The sequence below is a fragment of the Hyunsoonleella flava genome (genome assembly GCF_004310325.1).
Lineage (GTDB): Bacteria > Bacteroidota > Bacteroidia > Flavobacteriales > Flavobacteriaceae > Jejuia > Jejuia flava.
In genome coordinates, this window is sequence record NZ_SIRT01000002.1 from 112306 (window position 1) to 131607 (window position 19302).

Consider the following 19302-nt stretch of genomic DNA (forward strand, 5'->3'; position numbering starts at 1 on the left):
TTAAGACTGAAACTTAGGTGTTATTGTTTTAATAAAAACCGACAAATAAAACAAATGAAATATAGATTGTTTGTTATTTATCTGCTCTTCACCGTATTTGCTTTTTCGCAAAATAAAACCACCTATACCTATGCCATAAAAAATTCAGATACTTTAAAACTAGATGTTTACAAACCTGATAACTTAAAGAAAAATGATAGCTTACCAGTAGTGCTATGGATGCATGGTGGAGGTTTTGCTGGTGGAAATAGGGATAATCCGGATGAAGTAAAAATGATGAAATATCTAACTCAAAATGGATATATAGGTATTTCAATTTCGTACAGATTATTATTAAAAGGATCAAAAACTGGCTCTGGTTGCAATTGCCCTAAAACCTTTAAATTAGATATATTCAGGCAAGCAGCTATTGATTATTTAGATGCTGCCAAATATGTGGTTAAAAACAAAACGATACTACAAATAGATCCCACAAGAATTATTGCGGGAGGAAGCAGTGCAGGAGCTGAGGGTGTTTTAAACGCTGTCTATCTGAAACACTTTTTTGTGGATGATATCTCAATTTATCATGATGTAGAATTTGCCGGTGTTATATCACTTGCTGGTGCAGTTGTAAATTCAGATTATATTTCAAAAGAAAATGCAATACCAACGGTGTTATTTCATGGTACGGATGATAATTTAGTGCCTTTTGGAAAGGCGCCACACCATTATTGTACACCAGATAGATTAGGCTACTTAATTCTGGATGGTTCAGAAGTTATTGCCAATAAATTACATGGTTTAGATGCATCTTATTATTTCCATAATGTTGTGGGAGGTAGGCACGAATTGTGTCAAATCCCTTTTTCTAAACTGGATGACATATTAGCTTTTTTTGATAAGACTATCAATGATGTTAAAGTAATTCAAACCAAACATACAATCCATAAAAAATGATAAAAAATATAGCATACATTTTGATTTTAGCACTTGCTTTTCAATCCTGTAAAAAGGAAAAGGAGGCAGAGGACGGTATGCAGAAACGTCCAAATATAATTTTTATAATGGCAGATGACCACGCCACCCAAGCCATTAGTGCTTACGGTCACCCTGTTAGTCAACTGGCACCAACCCCTAATATTGATAGGCTAGCCGATGAAGGTGCAATTTTTAAAAATAATTTTTGTACCAATTCTATTTGTGGCCCAAGTAGGGCAGTAATTCTAACGGGAAAACATAGCCATGTAAATGGCTTCAGGATGAATGGAGATCGATTTGACGGCAGCCAACAAACTTTTCCTAAGTTGTTACAAAAAGCAGGCTACAAAACAGCTGTATTTGGAAAATGGCACCTACATGGTTTGCCTCAAGGGTTTGATTATTGGAATATTTTGCAAGACCAAGGCAACTATTATAACCCTAATTTTATAAAAATAAACGAAACAACTAAAAAGGTAGATACCACTATGGTTATGGGGTATGCTACAGATATTGTAACCGAGGATGCTATTCGTTATTTAAATGAGGTTAAAGATGATGAACAACCGTTTATGCTCATGGTCCAGCACAAGGCACCACATAGAAATTGGATGCCAGCACTTCGTCACGCCAATAAATATGATGATGTAACATTTCCTGTACCAGATACTTATTTTAATGATCACGAAGGCTCAACAGCGTCTAAAGAACAATCACAGACGGTTTATGTGGATATGTATGAAGGCCACGATTTAAAAATGACCAAGAAAAAAGGTAGCCCGGAATTGGCACACAATCCATGGAAAACCGATTTTGAGCGTATGACAAAGGAGCAAAAAGAAGCTTGGAACAAAGCGTATCAGCCAAAAAATGATGCATTTCACGATATGAATCTAAAAGGGAAGGACCTAGATTTATGGAAACTGCAACGCTATCTGCAAGATTATTTGGCTACTATAGCTGCAGTTGATGAGGGCGTTGGTCGTATTTTAGACTATCTAAAAGATAATGGTTTAGAAGAAAATACCATAGTGGTTTACACTACCGATCAAGGCTTTTATTTAGGGGAAAAGGGTTGGTTTGATAAACGTTTTATGTATGAAGAATCATTGGAAATGCCAATGTTGATGAAATATCCTAAGAAAATTAAAGCAGGGACAGAAATTTCCGCATTAACTCAAAACTTAGATTTTGCTGAAACTTTTTTAGATTTTGCAGGTGTTACTATCCCAAAAGATATGCAAGGTAAATCCCTCAAGCCTTTACTAACTAATACTATAAAAGATGAAGATTTTAGAGATGCTATCTACTATCATTATTATGATTTCCCTGCATTTCACATGGTTAAAAAAATGTATGGTGTACGCACCAATCGTTTTAAATTAATACACGTTTATGATGATATTGACGAATGGGAATTGTATGATTTAAAAGAAGATCCTTCAGAAATTAACAATGTTATAAATGATGATGCCTACAATGAAATTAAGCAGATTTTAAAAAGACGACTGGCCGAATTACAAAAGCAATATCATGTTACCGAAAAAGAGTTTAAACAAGCCAACAAAAATCAAATTAAAAGAGCTTATAAAGGCTTTGAGCGTTTAAGAGGAAAACCTATGAAAGCTTATGAACACTAAACAACTAAAAATATTTTTTGTGATACTATGCATTACGGGGTTTCAAGCCTGTAAGCGCAGCAATCATAAAGAAGGCAATCAAAGTGTTGTTTCTAGTAGTATAAAAAAACTAGAAACTTATTGTAATCCTTTAGATATAGACTATACTTATATGGTGTATAACTCAAGCAGAAATTTATCCTACCGCTCCGGTGCAGATCCTGCTGTTATCGAGTTTAAAGGAGAATACTACATGTTTGTAACGCGTTCTTTTGGTTATTGGCATTCCAAAGATCTTGTAAACTGGAAGTTTATTAAGCCTCAACAGTGGTTTTTTGAAGGCTGCAATGCGCCTACCGCATTTAACTATAAGGATTCTCTGGTGTATTTTGCAGGTGATCCAGCTGGTTACGGTAGCATTCTTTATACTGAAGACCCAAAAAGTGGTAAATGGACACCCACGCCCTCTATTTCAAAAAACATTCAGGATTCAGAATTGTTTATTGATGATGACGGTAAGACGTATTTGTATTGGGGGTCATCAAATCTACATCCAATTCGAGTAAAAATGTTAAATAAAGACGATCGTTTTTTGGAGACAGGAGTTAAAAAAGAATTGATAAATCTTGTTGAAGCAGAACATGGGTGGGAACGTTTTGGCGAAAATAATTTTCATCCTAGGTTAAAAGAAGGCTACATGGAAGGCGCTTCTATGACAAAGCACAACGGAAAATACTATCTACAATACGCTGCTCCCGGAACTCAGTTTAACGTATATGCCGATGGTGCGTATATTGGTGATACACCATTGGGCCCATTTAAGTACATGAAAAATAATCCTATGAGTTTTAAACCAGGCGGATTTACCAATGGCGCAGGACATGGTATTACTGTGAAGCAAACCAACGGACAATATTGGCATTTTGCAACTATGGCATTGGCTTCTAACGCACAATGGGAACGCCGCTTGTGCATGTTTCCTACTTATTTTGATGATGAAGGGCTAATGTATTCCACCACAGATTATGGAGATTATCCACGCTATGTACCCAATCATCCCACAAAAGCTGGACAGCATAATGGATGGATGTTATTGTCTTATAACGGGAATGTAACCGTATCAACTTCATTAAAACAAGTCATGAAATTTACGTCTAATAATGACGAAGTTGAAGTTGATGAATTGCCAATGGAAAAAAATAGCAACGGTGATATTACAGCGAAAGTATTGACGGATGAAAATCCAAAAACGTTTTGGGTAGCGGAAGCTAACGATAACAAACAATGGATAAGAATTGAAATGAAACATCCTGAAAAAATTCATGCCCTTCAACTTAATTTTCATGACCACAAGACTGGTATTTATACTCGAGTAGAAGGCTTAAAACATCGCTTTAGTATTGATGTGTCAGAAGATGGCGAAAACTGGGAAACCATAGTCGACAGAAGTAAAAGTAATATTGATGCACCCAATGCCTACATTGAGTTAGATGCACCAGTTAGGGCTAAATACGTGCGCTATAATAATGTAGAAGTTCCTGGAGCTAACTTTGCGATGTCAGAGTTTAGAGTATTTGGTTTAGGCTTTGGTAAAGCCCCAGATGGAGTAACAGGATTTAATATAGCGCGTGAAACTGATAGAAGAGATGCTACGTTTTCTTGGAATGCGGTACAAGGAGCTCAGGGCTATAATATTCGCTGGGGAATTGCTCCAGACAAACTCTATCAATCGTGGCTAGTTTATGATAAAACTGAACATTTTATGCGATGTTTAGACCGTGATACTCCTTATTACTTTACAATTGAAGCGTTTAATGAAAATGGGATATCTGAAAGGAGTGAAATCTTGTTTATAGAATAATGGAATTATGAAAAAATTAGTTGGTTTTATGATAGTGTGTTTTTGTGTAGGTGCTATTTGTGCTCAGGAAACCACTAAAATAATGACCTACAACATAAAACTAGACTACCCAAAAGAAGGAAAGAACAGTTGGGAAAACAGGAAGGATTGGATTACAGGGCAAATTAATTTTTACGAACCACGCATATTTGGTGTTCAGGAAGCTTTACCAAATCAAATGCAATATTTGGATAGTACGCTTGTAGATTTTGATTACGTAGGTGTAGGGCGAGATGACGGTAAAAGCTCTGGCGAATACTCGGCTATTTTTTATAACAAAATACACTTTAAACCTATCAAAAGTGGAACGTTTTGGTTATCAGAAACACCAGAAAAAGTCTCTATGGGTTGGGATGCTGTTTGTAATAGGGTTTGTACTTATGCCCTATTTAAGAATAAAAGTACTAATCAAAAATTTTTGGTGTTTAATACACATTTTGACCATGTGGGGAAAACAGCTCGCATAGAAAGCCCAAAACTTATTATTAGAAAGATAAAAGAACTCAATATTAAAAACTTACCAGTAGTTTTAATGGGCGATTTTAACTTGGAGCCAGAAACCGAAAATATTCAATACATCAAAAAGCATCTGTATGATTCTAAGGAGATTTCAGAATCAGTTCCATTTGGGCCAGAAGGTACATTTAACGGATTTCATTTTGATAAACCTGTTACTCGAAGAATCGATTATATTTTTACTAGTAAAAAAACTATCAAAGTAAAAAAATATGCGGTCCTTAGCGATTCTAAGGATTGCAAATATCCGTCGGATCATTTGCCTGTACTCATTGAAATGAGTTTGCTATTTGATTGATTAAATCTTTCTGTCTACAGATACCGTTTCGGCTATTTTATTTTTTTCAGAAATACGAAAAATTAACATAAATTCCTGTAACATTTTTGGTGTTAGTAAGTCTTCTTTAAAACGACTAACGCAATAATTCGTAAATTTGTTACTCACGGAATCACATAGGATTATGGATATTAACGATAGTATCGAATCGCCAATGATGCTAAAAGTAGGCTTTAACAAGATACTTGAGCATTATGAAAAGCTAGCTGAAAGCGAAGATGAGTTTCTTTCGGCAAAGGCAAAGCGTGTGTTAAAAACAGCAAAACCCTACCCTGAACTTAGAGATGGATTTAGCGATACTAAAATCCTAAAGGATAGAGAGAAAGAGATAAGTATTATCCTCCAAGATTCTTTTGCTCCAGTTTTAACGAGAAATGAAATTAAAACTGCTTCAGTACCTTTTCATGATTTAATTTTTAATTCGTCTGAACGCTTTAAAAACATAATAAAAACTGCCGGTGATGATTTTGAGTTGAATATCAAAAACATGCCAGATGACCATCGCTACATTATTGCCTGTACGGTGATTTTAAATTTTTGTTATGGATACAACTTGAATTTTAAGCGTCCCTTTTACTATGAAATTCCCGATGTAAACGGTGTAAACCGATTTTACAAAATAACATACAATGCCGATTTTTGTGAAATATTACCAACGGAAAAAGCAAAAAAAATCACAGAGGAAGACTACAAGTTACTTCTAGATAATTTTGAGAATTTAGATATATGGAAAGAAAAATTTCCTCCAAACAGTTATATTTTCAAAGGCTTTGTAATTTCAAATATATTTGATGTTACCGAAGACCAATCCATTTCCAATATCAAATCTAATTTGATAGGAGAAGATAAAAGAAAGGACGAAAATTTCATGCACGAGTTTCATGACGTTTTCAGGTCTTTATTAGGAATTAATGATTTACAAGTTGGTTTTTCTATTTACAATGAAGAAGAAAATGTTTTTGAACGTGTTTACGGCGTAGGTATTAATAGTTATTTACTCGGGGATGCTGAGCGTTTAGAATGTAATAGTTCTTTATGTAAATGGTCTTATAATCGTTTGATTAAAGAGAACAAATATTTCTCAATATCGGATGTAGATGGGGTTTATGAAAAAGCAAAAGGAGGTTTTGCCCCTCAGGTTGAAGTGCTTCACAAACAAGGGTTTAAAAGTGCCATATTTGCACCGATAGCCAATGATGACGGCCTCATGGGAGTGATGGAAATTGTCTCAAACACACCTCGTGTACTAAATAGCATAAATGCCAACAAGCTTATTGATATTATGCCGTTTATAGTTTCGGCTGTCGAACGTTCAAAAAAGGATGAGGAAAATCTAATTGAAGCTATTATTCAAAAAGAATGCACCTCCATACATTCAAGTGTGCATTGGCGTTTTGCGAAGGAGGCTAAGAATTACATTCGGGATGAGATGGAAGGCAAAGATGCGTCTTTTAAAAAGATAGCATTTGATAATGTATATCCGCTTTATGGGCAAATAGATATAAAAGGCTCTTCTGAGGCTAGGAATAGTGCTACGAGAGAGGATTTAGGCTTACAGTTGAAGGCAGCAAAACGTATTTTGAGAAGCGCACTCGATATTGAAGCTATTCCAATTTACGAACAGTTTATTTATCAGATTGATGAGTTTCAAAAAGGGTTGAACGAGAATTTTCAAGTAGATAGCGAACAACAAATTTCGTCTTTTTTTAAAGAAGATATCGAACCTTTATTGCAGCACTTAAATTCAATTCCAGAGCTAAAATTAGATATTGAAAATTATTATACGAGTATTGATGATAAGGTAAATGTACTTTATAAGCATCGAAAGGATTATGATGAAACGATAGCTAAGATAAATGTGGAAATGGCTGCATTGCTTGATAAAAAGCAAGAAGAAGCGCAACAAATGTATCCACATTATTTTGAGAGATTTAAAACTGATGGTGTGGAGCATAATATGTACATCGGCGAATCTATCACCAAAGAGGAGAGTTTCAATAAGATTTATCTCTATAATCTTAGATTATGGCAATTGCAAGTAATGTGCGAAATGGAAAATGCCTATTATCAAATGCAATCAGATTTTCCAGTAGCTTTAGATGTAGCCTCCATGGTCTTGGTGTTTAATCAACCTCTATCTATCAGTTTTAGAATGGATGAAAAACAGTTTGATGTTGATGGTACCTACAATGCACGTTACGAAATAGTTAAAAAGCGAGTAGATAAGGCCTACATAAAGGGCACAACTGAACGTGTTACGCAAAAGGGAAAAATAAGCATTGTGTACTCGCAAAAGCAAGATGAGATAGAATATTTAAGTTACATTAAATTCTTGCAGTCCAAGAACTATTTAGATGATGATATTGAAATAGTTGAATTACAAGATTTACAAGCAGTAACTGGGCTGAAAGCCATTAGGGTAAGCGTATTGTATCATAAGCATGAAGATGATAAAGCGTTTTATACTTACGACGATTTAATGAAAGAGATTAAAGCTTAGAGTTTTAGGCTGCACCGCTAGTTGCGAAGGCAACTCCAAAAGCAATTACGCTTACTACAATGCCAACCATAAATACGGTATAAGTGGTTCTCAAAAGGTTGTATTTTCTATTTAAAACAAGTCCTAAAAAGTATAAATCTTTAGTAAGCGAACCGTATAAATAATCTTTATCCTGCATCATTTCTCCCATAGCCCATTCAAAATCCTTAAGACTCATTTGGTGGAAATTACCAAAGAATAGTAGATTCACTTTTTTATCAGCAACGTCTTCTTTTGTAAACTGTCCTTTAGTTACATTTGGTCGTGTGGCTAAAACTGATAACACTATTGAAGCTACAGTAAATCCTAGGAAAATAAGTGTAGGATAAATTAAATAAGTATTTGATGGGTTATCAAGTTTAGGCAGTAAATTAGAAAGTGCTACCGAAATTATAATAGCATTTACAGAAAGTAAAATGTTGGCTTTTGTGTCTGCAATATCGCTTAATGTGATATGGTTTCTCAAGGCGACCCTAAACATGGTTTCTATTCCTCTATCAGGTAAATCTAGTTTTTCTTTTTTAAACTTAAGCTCCGCTTTTTTCTGTTTGAGTTTTTCAGTACTTGCCTTAATTTTATTTTGATTCTGAATAAGGTTAGCTAAGTTTTTACCTTTTCGTTTTTCCCATTTGCTAGCTGCTAGTGGTGAATAAAACGTATGGTTGGTTAAAAAATTAATATTCTCCTCAAGCCACTCCGTTTTCGAGATTTTTTTATTAAGTGTAAGTTCCCATTCTTTTCTTAATAGGGCTGTGTAATCTTCGTATTTTTTACTTGATACATGCGCACAATCAGCATCTCTTATTAGCTCCTCTAAAAGATTTTTAGGCTCATATCCCATTTCGGTTGCTAAAATAATTTTCGAAATCATTTCAATATCTGCTTTCGAAACGTTTTCAGATTTTAAAAAGCCTTCAGCAATTTTTACACTTTCTTTTTCATGGTTCTCGATGGTTTTGGTGAAGCCTGTATCATGGAACCATGCCGCAACAATAAGAAGTTCTTTTTCGTTGTCACTTATAACAATCGATTCATCTTCAATAAGTTCATAAACTTTGCCAACAACCCGCTGTGTGTGTGCAATATTGTGGTAAACAAATGAAGAATCAAGATTGTCATTTAAATATTTAGTTACAAAATTTTCAGTTTTATCAATAAGAGTATTCATTCTGAAGTACGATTTTGAGTAAAAATACTAAACTTTGATTACATTAAAATTAAGTGTGTAAAACACCGTTATTTGTCGTAAATTTCAATAATGCTTTCAGAATTGATTTCACATATTGAAAATGTAAGTTTTTGGCAATAAGTACGACCAAATTTCAACTTTGAAAGCATATATTTAATTTAACAAAGAAAGGACAAAAAATATGCTAACTTGGAAAGAAGTCATTAGTTTTTCTGTAAATGGAAATCCTATTCCAGACAGAAGAGTTGAGAAAACCGAAAAAGAGTGGAGGGCCCAATTAACTCCAGAGCAATTTAGAATTACAAGGTTAAAAGGTACTGAACGCCCACACAGTGGAGCGTTGTGCAGTATTCACGAAGCTGGAAAATACAATTGCGTGTGTTGCAATACACCATTGTTTGATTCTACTATTAAGTTTGAATCTGGCACAGGATGGCCCAGTTTTACACAACCTATTACCGAAAATGCTATTAAATATGAGAAGGATACAGCCTTTGGAATGGTGCGTGTTGAGGTAATGTGTAATACTTGCGATGCCCATTTGGGGCATGTGTTTCCTGATGGCCCAGAACCTAGCGGATTGCGATACTGCATTAATTCTGAATCTATGCAATTAGAGACGGAGGTTTCAAATGAGCAATAAAATTTTGCAAACCGCCACGGTTGGTGGCGGTTGCTTTTGGTGTACAGAAGCGATATTTCAAGAACTAAAGGGTGTTGAAAATGTAGTGTCAGGCTATTCTGGAGGAACAGTTCCTGGGCATCCCACATACAGAGAAGTATGTTCTGGCTTAACAGGACATGCCGAAGTGGTACAAATCACTTTTAATGCCGCAATCATTTCTTATGAAGAGATTTTGGTGATGTTTATGACTACACATAATCCCACTACATTGAATAAACAAGGTGCAGATAGAGGAACCCAATATCGTTCTGTGATTTACTATCGCAATGCGCAGCAGAAAGAGATTGCCGAAATTGTGGTAAAAGAAATTGCGCCCTATTATGAAAACCCAATAGTTACTGAAATAGCACCTTTAAAAATATTTTATAAGGCAGAAGCACATCATCAGGAGTATTACAAAAACAATAAAGAACAAGGCTATTGCAGTATTGTAATTGCTCCTAAATTAAAAAAACTGAGAGAGCTTTATAAGGATAAATTGAGATAGGCTATGACACCAGAAATAAAACTTTATGGCGCCAAAAGATGCCATAAAAGTCGATACTATAAAAAATTTTTAGAAGCCTTAAATTTGAAGTATGAATTTTTAGATGTCAAACAGAGCGAAGAAGCTGCGGAAGCGTTGCGAGACTTGTATGAAAACCGAAGACTCAATTTTCCAACAATTACTATTGGAGAAAAAAAACTACGAAACCCTTCGGATAGAGATTTAAATAAATGGCTTGAAAAATTGTTATGAAACTGAATATAAAAGATAAATTTAATAAAGAACTACCAGCAGATCCTATTCTAGAAAATTCTAGAAGACAGGTTTCTGAGGCTTGTTTTTCGTACGTAACACCTAAACAGACTAAAAAACCTGAGTTGTTGCATGTATCACCAGAGATGCTTGATTCTTTAGGATTGTCAAAAGAGGATACCAAAAGTGATGATTTTCTAAAAGTATTCACAGGAAATAAAGTTTTAGAAGAAACAAAGCCTTATGCGATGTGTTATGGCGGACATCAATTTGGGAATTGGGCTGGACAATTGGGCGATGGTCGTGCCATTAATTTATGCGAAGTAGAAAATAAAGGTAAAAACTGGCAATTACAGCTGAAAGGTGCTGGTGAAACACCATATTCCAGAAATGCGGATGGTTTAGCGGTATTACGCTCTTCCATTCGGGAATATTTATGTAGCGAAGCCATGTTTCATTTAGGCGTGCCAACCACAAGAGCTTTGTCTTTAGCCTTATCGGGAGATCAGGTATTACGTGATGTTATGTACGATGGGAATCCTGCTTATGAAAAAGGAGCTATTGTTTGCAGAACAGCCGAATCGTTTTTACGCTTCGGAAACTATCAAATTTTTGCTGCCAGACAAGATGATAAAAACTTAAAAGTCTTGGTGGATTACACCATTAAGTATCATTTTTCAAATTTAGGAGAGCCCTCAAAAGACACCTATATCGCATTTTTTAAAGAAGTTGCTCATCGTACATTAAACATGATAATACAATGGCAGCGTGTAGGTTTTGTGCATGGTGTGATGAATACCGATAACATGTCAATTTTAGGTTTAACTATAGATTACGGGCCTTATGGCTGGTTAGAAGGATACGATTATGGTTGGACACCTAATACTACTGACAGGCAGCATAAGCGCTACCGCTATGGCAACCAACCTAATATTGGACTTTGGAATTTATTGCAATTAGCCAATGCATTGTATCCACTCATTGAAGAAGCATCACCTTTAGAAGAGATATTGAATCAATATAAAACCGATTTTGAAAATGAATCATTGAAAATGATGTGCTCTAAATTAGGGCTAGCTATTGAAGATGAAAATGATCAAAAACTAATACAAGAGCTTGAAGATGTTTTACATCTTACAGAAACAGATATGACGATTTTCTTTAGAAGCTTATCCAATATAAAGAGGGAAAATTCAAAAGAAGTTGCAGCGATTAAAAGTGCATTTTATAAACCTGATGAAGTTGTTGGTAATATTAAAAAACGTTGGAATGATTGGTTTATGATGTATACTGAAAGATTACAAATGGAAACCTTATCTGATAAAGAACGTCAGTTAAAAATGAACGCAGTAAACCCAAAATATGTGTTGAGAAATTACATGGCTCAATTAGCTATTGACGCTGCGGATAAAGGTGACTATCAGTTAATAGATGAATTGTTTCAAATGCTTAAAAACCCCTATGAAGAACAACCAAAATATGAAAAATGGTTTGCAAAACGACCAGATTGGGCGCGCCATAAAGTAGGCTGTTCTATGCTCTCTTGTAGTTCGTAATGGAGTTGTTAAGTTTCATAGAACATATTCCAGAAGGTTATTCCGAAGGTGTTTATAGAGATGCGAAATATGGCATTACTAAATCAGTATTTAATAATGGAAAATCGTTTAAAATATATGCCAAAGAGCTAAAAGGAACTAATTTTATTAGTTTAAATTATTACATAACAACTAGTAAAGCATTATTAAAACCATGCGAAATGCCAGAGCAAAAAGTAATTGATTTTTTAACACATATAAAACTCAAATAGATTAAGACAGAATTTAAAAAATAAAACCATGAGCAATTATAAAAAAGCATACATAGCAGGAGGCTGTTTTTGGGGAATGGAAGATTTATTTAGAACACGCCCGGGAGTTGTTGATACAGAAGTAGGTTACCAAGGTGGAGATAATGATAACCCCACTTACAAAAACCATCCAGGACATGCCGAAGGTATCGAAATCACATATAATCCTGACGAAACTTCTTTTAAGGAATTACTAGATTATTTCTTTAGAATGCATAATCCCACAACAGTGGATAGGCAAGGTAACGATAGGGGTTCAAGTTACCGTTCAGCAATTTTTTATCAAAATGAAGAAGAAAAACAAATTGCTGAAGAAATGATTAACATCGTAAATGCTTCTGGTAAATGGGATAATAAGGTAGTTACTACTTTAGAGCCGTGGTCTACCTTTTGGAAAGCAGAAGATTATCATCAAGATTATTTAGTAAAAAACCCAAATGGCTATACCTGCCATTTTTTAAGATTTGAAGAACCTTTTATTTAAAGTTTAAAAAAAAGTATTGCATACAGAAACAAAAATAGCATTTGGTGGCGGTTGTCATTGGTGTACAGAAGCTGTATTTCAATCGTTGCTTGGTGTTATAAAAGTAGAGCAAGGTTTTGTAGCTTCCATTGATGAAAATAGTGAGTTTTCAGAAGCAGTAATCATTCATTTTGATGCTGCAAAAATTTCATTAGGCGTGCTTATTGAAATTCATTTGCATACACATAAAAGTACATCAAACCATTCCATGCGCAACAAGTATCGTTCTGCGATATATACGTTTTCAGAAGCACAAAAACATGAGGCTACAGGACAATTAGAGCTATTACAATTTCAGTTTCAAAATGAATTAATAACGCAAGTATTACCGTTTGATAAGTTTAGAGCTTCAAGAGCGCAAATTCAAAATTACTATTACAAAAACCCTAAAAAACCTTTTTGTGAAAGTTTTATCAATCCTAAGCTACTAACACTACTTAAAAGATTTTCAAAATATACAAATCAAAACAAACTAAAGCACTTAAAAGATGAATCGCGAGAGATTAAGCATACAAAACACCAAGGGTCATAAATTACAAGCCTATTTAGAATTACCAGCAGACCAAAAACCACATTACTTTGCCATTTTTGCGCATTGTTTTACCTGTAATAGTAATTTAACGGCAGTAAAAAATATTAGTAGAGCTTTAACAGCTCACGGTTTTGGCGTGGTGCGGTTTGATTTTACGGGGCTAGGACGAAGTGAAGGTGAGTTTGCAGACAGCTATTTCTCGGCCAATGTAGACGATTTAATTGCTGTAAATGATTACGTTACACAACATTATAAAGCGCCGGGGTTATTGGTAGGCCATTCGCTTGGTGGTGCTGCAGTAATAGTTGCAGCGTCAAAATTAGAGAATATAAAAGCGGTGGCTACGGTAGGAGCACCATCAACCGTTAGTCATGTAAAACACTTGTTTTCTCACGGTATTGAAGAAGTGAAACAAAAAGGCGAAGTTGAAATTAATATTGGAGGAAGACCATTTAAAATTAATAACGATTTTGTTGAAGATTTTGATAAAATTAATCTACTAGAAATTATGAAAAATCTAAGGAAACCATTGCTTATTATGCACGCACCTTTTGATGGTATTGTGGGTATAAATAATGCACACGAGCTATACCATAATGCGCATCACCCTAAAAGTTTTGTGAGTTTGGATGATGCCGATCATTTATTATCAAACTCAAAAGATAGTAAGTATGTTGGCAATGTTATTGGTACTTGGGCAGATCGTTATTTTGAGCCACAGGAGAATACCATCCTTGAGACAAAAGGTGAGCAACTGGTAGCACACCTTAATTTGGTTGAAGATAACTTTACAACGTCCATACAAACAAAAAACCATCATTTTACTGCTGATGAACCAGGAAGCATAGGAGGTGACGATTTTGGCCCATCACCTTACGATTTTTTAAGTGCAGGATTAGCAGCGTGTACCGTAATGACTTTAAAAATGTATGCGGAACGCAAAAAATGGGACCTACAAGAAGTGTATGCCTACATTACATATTCAAAAAAGCATAGTGATGATTTAATGCTGGATTTAGAGGAGCCAAAACGTATCGACCACTTACAAAAACGTCTAAAATTTGTCGGTAATTTGGATGAAGCTCAGAAAATAAAACTAAAAGAAATAGCATCTAAATGTCCTGTGCATCGTACATTGCTGTCAGAAACTATTATTGAAACAGAAGTCATCAATTAATGAGTAAAGTTACTACCAAAATTGGGTTAGGTTTAGCTGCTTTGGGCAGACCAGAATATATAAATATTAGAGATAATGCCGCCATTGATAAATCAGAATCTGCTTTTAAACAAAACACATTTTCTGTTTTAGATGAAGCTTATAAACTTGGTATGCGTTATTTTGATACAGCGCCGTCTTACGGAAAAGGAGAAAGGTTTTTACAGGAGTGGAATGATTCTAGAGCCTACAAAGATGCTATTCTAGGTACAAAATGGGGCTATACTTATGTAGCAAATTGGGAATTAGGTTACAATGGCAAGCACGAAATAAAAGAACACTCATTAAATAAGTTGCAAGAGCAATGGGAGGTTTCAAAACACTTACTACCCAATCTAAATTACTATCAAGTACATTCTGCAACCTTTGAAAGTGGCATTCTCGAGAATAAAGCGGTTTTAAATCAACTCTATCGCATTAAAAAAGCCACTGGTCTAAAAATAGGTATTACTACAAGTGGCGCAAATCAAAAAGAAGTTATAGCTTCAGCAGCAAACACTAAAATTGAAAATGAAGCTATATTCGATAGTTTTCAAGTGACATATAATGTTTTTGAACAAGGTGCTTTCAAAGTTTTAAAACAGACGTTATCAGAGGGTAAAACCATTATCATAAAGGAAGGGTTGGCTAATGGTCGCGTCTTTCCAAATAATAGGTTTAATAATTATTCAGAAGCATATCAAGTTTTAGAGAGTTTATCAAAAAAGTATCAAGTAGGCGTTGACGCCATCGCATTGCGATTTGTAATGGATAGCTTAGAACCAAACTATGTTTTAAGCGGTGCTTCTGATGTTCATCAACTTAAAGCCAACATTAAAGCACTTAGTTTTAAACTTTCAGAAGAAGAGCTTTCTACATTAAAAAGCTTAAAGATTGCCCCACAAGCCTATTGGGAAGAACGTAGTCAATTACATTGGAATTAAATCAAATTCTAATTATTATCTTTAGGAATTAATCCACTAATAAATGAAATTTCAAAAAGTATTTGTTTCGTTAATTCTCATTTGTGTTTTTCAGGCCTGTGCTACCTATAAACCACAATACAAGGATGAAGCTTCGCAACCTAGTTTTCCAAATAAAGATATAGCACATTCGTTTTACCTATTAGGTGACGCCGGCAATTACGAATTAGGAGAATCTACCAAAGTTTTAAATACGTTTAAAAAAGAATTAAGTGAAGCTACTAAAAATAGCACAGCCATATTTTTAGGTGATAATATTTATCCTATTGGTTTTCCAGATAAGGATAATAAACATAGAGCGTCTGCAGAAAGATATATAAGAGCGCAAACTGATGTAGCCAAAAATTTTAAAGGACGAACTGTTTTTATTCCAGGTAATCATGATTGGTATTCCGGTGTTAAGGGTTTAAAGCGACAAGAAAAATTTGTTGAAGATGCATTAGGTAAGAACACATTTTTACCTGAAAATGGTTGTCCTATTGAGAAAATTCATGTTACTGAAGATATTGAACTTATTTTAGTTGATAGCCAATGGTACATTACAAATTGGAATAACAAGCCAACTATAAATGACGAATGTGAAATAAAAACTAGAGATGCTTTTCTAGCAGAGTTTAGCAGTCTTATAAAAAAAGCAAGAAACAAAACGACTATTGTTGCTATCCATCACCCAATGTTTGTTAATGGGCCACATGGCGGTCAGTTTAGTTTTAAAAGTCATATGAAACCACTTCCTGTTATTGGAACATTAATTAATGTGTTTAGAAAAACTAATGGTTTGTCTAATGTAGACTTGCAAAATAAGCATTATAATGAGCTAAAGCAGCGTTTGGTTACGCTGGCACAAGAAAATGAAAAAGTGGTTTTTGTATCAGGGCACGAACATAGTTTACAGTATTTAGAAAAAGATAATTTAAAGCAAATAGTAAGTGGTTCTGGATCCAAGAAAACACCAACGCGAAATGTTGGAGCGGGTCTATTTTCATATGGAACACCAGGATATGCTAGACTTGATGTTTTTAAGGATGGTTCTTCTTATGTTCGGTTTTATTCTGTAACAGATGAAAAAATAGTTTTTGAAAGTGAAGTTTTTAGAAAAGATTTAAATCCAGTAATGGCGTATAAAACCGACTTTCCAGAAACAGTTTTGGCATCCATATATACACCTGAGGAGACCAATGCCTCAAAATCTCAAGAGTTTTTCTGGGGAGAGCGCTATCGCAAATATTTTAGTTCTAAAGTTAAAGCGCCAACCGTAAATTTAGATACGCTTTTCGGAGGTTTAAAGCCTGTACGTAAAGGAGGAGGAAACCAATCCAAATCCTTGCGCTTAGAGGATAAAAATGGAGCGCAATATGTAATGCGTGCTTTACGCAAACAGGCGCTACAGTATTTACAGGCTGTTGTATTTAAAGATCAATATATAGAAGGGCAATTTGAAGATACAGCAATTGAAAAGCTATTGCTTGATGTGTTTACCGGTTCTCATCCTTATGCACCTTTTGTGATTGGAGATTTATCTGATGCTGTGGGTGTTTATCACACAAATCCAGTTTTATATTATGTGCCAAAACAAAAGGCTCTAGGTGATTATAATGGGGACTTTGGTGACGAACTGTATATGATTGAAGAACATACTTCTGAAGGACATGGCGATTTAGCAAGTTTTGGTTTTCAAAATGAAATAGAAGGTACTGATGATATGATGAAACGCCTCCACAAAGATGAAGATATTATTATTGATGAAGCATCTTATATACGTGCACGTTTATTCGATATGCTTATTGGAGACTGGGATCGTCATCATGACCAATGGCGCTGGATAGAATTTAAAGAAAATGGCAAGAAAGTTTATAGACCGCTTCCAAGAGATAGGGATCAGGCATTTTCAATCATGGGAGATGGCGCATTATTAAAGTCGGCCATTGCATTAATACCAGCTGCACGTTTACTCAGGCCTTACAGTGAGGATCTTAAGGATGTAAAGAGTGTAAATGTAGAACCATACCCGCTAGATATGGAGCTTATACAACGTTCTGGCAAAGAGGTTTGGGATGCACAAGTAAAAATTATTCAAGAGGGCATAACGGATGAGGTTATTGAGAAATCTTTTTTAAATATGCCAGAAGAAGTAAGAGATGAAACTGTTGAAGAGATTAAGAGGAAATTAAAAGCTAGAAGAGGAAATCTACAAAAAATCTCAGATCGTTATTTTAAACTTATTAATAACTTGGCTGTGATAAAAGGAACCAACAAAGACGATTGGTTTGATATTGAGCGCTTACCAAATGGGCAAACAAAAGTTACAGGTTATCGTATTAAAGATGATAAAAAGGCAGATGTATTTATAGAGCGTACTTATAATGTATCAGAAACCAAAGAAATTTGGATTTATGCTTTGGATGATGATGATGTTTTTCATGTTTATGGTAAAAGTGATAAGTATATAAAAGTATTATTGTTGGGCGGACAAAACAATGATACCTATGATATTAAAAATGGTAATAAAATTAAGTACTACGATTATAAATCAAAACCAAATACCTTTAAAACCAATAAGGGTAGCCGTAGATTAACAGATAACTATTATACAAATGTTTACAACTACAAAAAGCTAAAAAACAGTACCACACAGATTTTACCTAGTTTAGGAGCAAACCCCGACGATGGATTTAAAATTGGTGCAGCCTTTACTAAAACCAATTATAATTTTGAGCGTAATCCATTTTCATCAAGGCATAGTTTAAAAGCAGAATACTTTTTTGCAACCAATGGGTTTAATTTTAATTATGGTGGAGAGTTTGCCAATGTTTTTTTTCAAAATGTAAATTTTGGAGTAGATATTCAATATAATAGTCCAAATTATGCTACAAACTTTTTTGGCTTCGGAAATGAAACCTTAAATCCAGAGGCAGAAGAAAATGATGGTTTAGATGTTGATTTAGATTATAATCGCGTTAAAATTAGAACATTTAGAGCTATGCCAGCCATGGTTTGGCGTGGTTATTCTGGTTCTGAAGTAAAATTAAGTTTATTATACGAATCTAATGAAGTAGCCCGAACTGAAAATAGGTTTATAGAGACATTACCTGAGGATAATCCTTTGTTTGATAAACAAGATTTTTGGGGTTTTGATGCCAAGTATAGTTACGAAAACAAGGATAGAGAGGCATTTCCAACTTTGGGCTTTCAATTGAGTTTTCAAGCAGGTTACAAAAACAATGTATCTACTGAAAAAGGGTTTTCTTATGTCATTCCAAAAATGGGTTTTGATTATAAGTTAATTCCAAGCGGTAATTTAGTATTAGCTACAAACTTTATTGGTCATATAAATTTTGGCAATGAGTTTGAGTTTTATCAAGGCGCTACATTAGGTGCTAATAATGGTTTAAGAGGTTATAGAAATCAACGATTTACAGGTAAACGAGCTTTTGCGCAAAGTACAGATTTACGACTAAATTTAACACAAGTTAAAACAGGTTGGTTTCCACTATATCTTGGTGTATACGGTGGTGTTGATTATGGTAGGGTTTGGCTAGAAGATGATAACTCAAAAAAATGGAATAATTCTTTTGGTGGCGGTATGTTCATCAACATGGCTAATATACTTACTGGAAATATTTCGGCTTTTAATAGTGATGATGGTTTACGTTTAGCCTTCAGATTAGGTTTCGGATTTTAATATATATAATTGCATGGTTTCAAAGTCAACTTTAATATGCATACCCGATATTAGTGG

16 protein-coding genes are annotated in these 19302 nt (G+C 34.6%); 15 read left to right on the forward strand and 1 reads right to left on the reverse strand.

Annotated elements, in window-relative coordinates; all coding sequences use genetic code 11:
• Nucleotides 1-54: 54 nt before the first annotated feature.
• The 5 genes from EYD45_RS03650 to EYD45_RS03670 all read left to right on the forward strand — a co-directional run bounded on the left by EYD45_RS03650 (nt 55) and on the right by EYD45_RS03670 (nt 7832).
• The gene (locus EYD45_RS03650) at nt 55-939 is read left to right on the forward strand and encodes an alpha/beta hydrolase (RefSeq protein WP_130963002.1); all 885 of its coding nucleotides are present in this window, start codon (nt 55-57) and stop codon (nt 937-939) included.
• Entirely contained in the window at nt 936-2600 is a 1665-nt protein-coding gene (locus tag EYD45_RS03655; protein WP_130963003.1) for a sulfatase family protein, read from the forward strand. The genes EYD45_RS03650 and EYD45_RS03655 overlap by 4 nt, the downstream gene beginning before the upstream one ends.
• Nucleotides 2590-4440: a family 43 glycosylhydrolase gene (locus EYD45_RS03660; protein ID WP_130963004.1), complete on the forward strand. Its 1851-nt coding sequence runs from the start codon at nt 2590-2592 to the stop codon at nt 4438-4440. The genes EYD45_RS03655 and EYD45_RS03660 overlap by 11 nt, the downstream gene beginning before the upstream one ends.
• Nucleotides 4441-4447: 7 nt before the next feature.
• Nucleotides 4448-5293 carry an endonuclease/exonuclease/phosphatase family protein gene (locus tag EYD45_RS03665; RefSeq protein ID WP_130963005.1) on the forward strand — a complete coding sequence of 282 codons (846 nt, stop codon included), beginning with the start codon at nt 4448-4450 and terminating at the stop codon, nt 5291-5293.
• A gap of 163 nt (nt 5294-5456) precedes the next feature.
• Nucleotides 5457-7832 (forward strand): GAF domain-containing protein, encoded by a 2376-nt coding sequence (locus EYD45_RS03670; RefSeq protein ID WP_130963006.1) that lies wholly within the window; start codon nt 5457-5459, stop codon nt 7830-7832.
• Between the two features lie 4 nt (nt 7833-7836).
• Here EYD45_RS03670 and EYD45_RS03675 read toward each other — a convergent pair whose 3' ends face one another.
• Nucleotides 7837-9039 carry a Pycsar system effector family protein gene (locus EYD45_RS03675; protein ID WP_130963007.1) on the reverse strand — a complete coding sequence of 401 codons (1203 nt, stop codon included), beginning with the start codon at nt 9037-9039 and terminating at the stop codon, nt 7837-7839.
• A 202-nt stretch (nt 9040-9241) separates the two neighbouring features.
• Here EYD45_RS03675 and msrB point away from each other — a divergent pair, with 202 nt between their 5' ends.
• From msrB to EYD45_RS03725, 10 genes are read left to right on the forward strand one after another with little or no spacing between them, the layout of a single operon-like run.
• On the forward strand, nt 9242-9703 hold the full coding sequence (msrB, locus tag EYD45_RS03680) for a peptide-methionine (R)-S-oxide reductase MsrB (RefSeq protein WP_130963008.1): 462 nt from the start codon (nt 9242-9244) through the stop codon (nt 9701-9703).
• Nucleotides 9693-10232 (forward strand): peptide-methionine (S)-S-oxide reductase MsrA, encoded by a 540-nt coding sequence (msrA, locus tag EYD45_RS03685; RefSeq protein WP_130963009.1) that lies wholly within the window; start codon nt 9693-9695, stop codon nt 10230-10232. Before msrB ends, msrA (EYD45_RS03685) begins: the two co-directional genes overlap by 11 nt.
• A 3-nt stretch (nt 10233-10235) precedes the next feature.
• Complete coding sequence (locus EYD45_RS03690; RefSeq protein WP_130963010.1) at nt 10236-10484, forward strand: glutaredoxin family protein; 249 nt, start codon at nt 10236-10238, stop codon at nt 10482-10484.
• A complete protein-coding gene (locus EYD45_RS03695; RefSeq protein ID WP_130963011.1) occupies nt 10481-12040 on the forward strand; it encodes a protein adenylyltransferase SelO in 1560 nt (519 codons plus the stop codon). Before EYD45_RS03690 ends, EYD45_RS03695 begins: the two co-directional genes overlap by 4 nt.
• Nucleotides 12040-12291: a peptide methionine sulfoxide reductase gene (locus EYD45_RS03700; protein ID WP_130963012.1), complete on the forward strand. Its 252-nt coding sequence runs from the start codon at nt 12040-12042 to the stop codon at nt 12289-12291. The genes EYD45_RS03695 and EYD45_RS03700 overlap by 1 nt, the downstream gene beginning before the upstream one ends.
• 28 nt (nt 12292-12319) lie before the next feature.
• Entirely contained in the window at nt 12320-12814 is a 495-nt protein-coding gene (msrA, locus tag EYD45_RS03705; protein ID WP_130963013.1) for a peptide-methionine (S)-S-oxide reductase MsrA, read from the forward strand.
• A gap of 16 nt (nt 12815-12830) precedes the next feature.
• Nucleotides 12831-13385 carry a peptide-methionine (S)-S-oxide reductase gene (locus EYD45_RS03710; RefSeq protein ID WP_130963014.1) on the forward strand — a complete coding sequence of 185 codons (555 nt, stop codon included), beginning with the start codon at nt 12831-12833 and terminating at the stop codon, nt 13383-13385.
• On the forward strand, nt 13342-14562 hold the full coding sequence (locus EYD45_RS03715; RefSeq protein ID WP_130963015.1) for a bifunctional alpha/beta hydrolase/OsmC family protein: 1221 nt from the start codon (nt 13342-13344) through the stop codon (nt 14560-14562). Before EYD45_RS03710 ends, EYD45_RS03715 begins: the two co-directional genes overlap by 44 nt.
• The gene (locus EYD45_RS03720; protein ID WP_130963016.1) at nt 14562-15524 is read left to right on the forward strand and encodes an aldo/keto reductase; all 963 of its coding nucleotides are present in this window, start codon (nt 14562-14564) and stop codon (nt 15522-15524) included. Before EYD45_RS03715 ends, EYD45_RS03720 begins: the two co-directional genes overlap by 1 nt.
• Nucleotides 15525-15567: 43 nt before the next feature.
• Entirely contained in the window at nt 15568-19245 is a 3678-nt protein-coding gene (locus tag EYD45_RS03725) for a metallophosphoesterase (RefSeq protein ID WP_130963017.1), read from the forward strand.
• Nucleotides 19246-19302: the final 57 nt, after the last annotated feature.

What these genes read in the sequence shown, in the direction of transcription:
- EYD45_RS03715 (WP_130963015.1), top strand. Translation starts at nt 13,342, where the DNA reads ATGAATCGCGAGAGATTAAGCATACAAAACACCAAGGGTCATAAATTA.
- EYD45_RS03650 (WP_130963002.1), top strand. Translation starts at nt 55, where the DNA reads ATGAAATATAGATTGTTTGTTATTTATCTGCTCTTCACCGTATTTGCT.
- msrB (WP_130963008.1), top strand. Translation starts at nt 9,242, where the DNA reads ATGCTAACTTGGAAAGAAGTCATTAGTTTTTCTGTAAATGGAAATCCT.
- EYD45_RS03690 (WP_130963010.1), top strand. Translation starts at nt 10,236, where the DNA reads ATGACACCAGAAATAAAACTTTATGGCGCCAAAAGATGCCATAAAAGT.
- EYD45_RS03725 (WP_130963017.1), top strand. Translation starts at nt 15,568, where the DNA reads ATGAAATTTCAAAAAGTATTTGTTTCGTTAATTCTCATTTGTGTTTTT.
- EYD45_RS03655 (WP_130963003.1), top strand. Translation starts at nt 936, where the DNA reads ATGATAAAAAATATAGCATACATTTTGATTTTAGCACTTGCTTTTCAA.
- msrA (WP_130963013.1), top strand. Translation starts at nt 12,320, where the DNA reads ATGAGCAATTATAAAAAAGCATACATAGCAGGAGGCTGTTTTTGGGGA.
- EYD45_RS03675 (WP_130963007.1), bottom strand. Translation starts at nt 9,039, where the DNA reads ATGAATACTCTTATTGATAAAACTGAAAATTTTGTAACTAAATATTTA.
- EYD45_RS03700 (WP_130963012.1), top strand. Translation starts at nt 12,040, where the DNA reads ATGGAGTTGTTAAGTTTCATAGAACATATTCCAGAAGGTTATTCCGAA.
- EYD45_RS03720 (WP_130963016.1), top strand. Translation starts at nt 14,562, where the DNA reads ATGAGTAAAGTTACTACCAAAATTGGGTTAGGTTTAGCTGCTTTGGGC.
- EYD45_RS03695 (WP_130963011.1), top strand. Translation starts at nt 10,481, where the DNA reads ATGAAACTGAATATAAAAGATAAATTTAATAAAGAACTACCAGCAGAT.
- msrA (WP_130963009.1), top strand. Translation starts at nt 9,693, where the DNA reads ATGAGCAATAAAATTTTGCAAACCGCCACGGTTGGTGGCGGTTGCTTT.
- EYD45_RS03665 (WP_130963005.1), top strand. Translation starts at nt 4,448, where the DNA reads ATGAAAAAATTAGTTGGTTTTATGATAGTGTGTTTTTGTGTAGGTGCT.
- EYD45_RS03670 (WP_130963006.1), top strand. Translation starts at nt 5,457, where the DNA reads ATGGATATTAACGATAGTATCGAATCGCCAATGATGCTAAAAGTAGGC.
- EYD45_RS03660 (WP_130963004.1), top strand. Translation starts at nt 2,590, where the DNA reads ATGAACACTAAACAACTAAAAATATTTTTTGTGATACTATGCATTACG.